This is a genomic window from Clostridium sp. CMCC3677, from assembly GCF_023845585.1.
Taxonomy (GTDB): domain Bacteria; phylum Bacillota; class Clostridia; order Clostridiales; family Clostridiaceae; genus Clostridium; species Clostridium aquiflavi.
Map to the genome: position 1 here is coordinate 1 of NZ_JAMQHS010000086.1, position 241 is coordinate 241.

Genomic DNA, 241 nt, shown 5'->3' on the forward strand with positions numbered 1-241 from the left:
AACGACTGATTTCTTCATAGGATATCCAATAGGTAAACTTCCTTCTTGTAATAATACTTCTCTATTCATATCATTTATACTTACTGCAACTGTTGCTTCTGTTGGACCATATCCATTTATTATTCTCGTATTTGGAAACCTATTTAAAAGTTCTTCGCATAATGGCTTAGGGAGTATTTCTCCTACAAATACCATAGCTTTTAAATTAGTTAACATATTTGAATTAAAGTCGTCCTCAGTT

General features: G+C 31.1%; 1 protein-coding gene. It reads right to left on the reverse strand.

Annotation, left to right across the window (positions count from 1 at the left end; translation table 11 throughout):
- Positions 1 to 241: AMP-binding protein (locus tag NG901_RS16835; RefSeq protein WP_252217098.1), on the reverse strand; the 241-nt coding region annotated here is incomplete at both ends.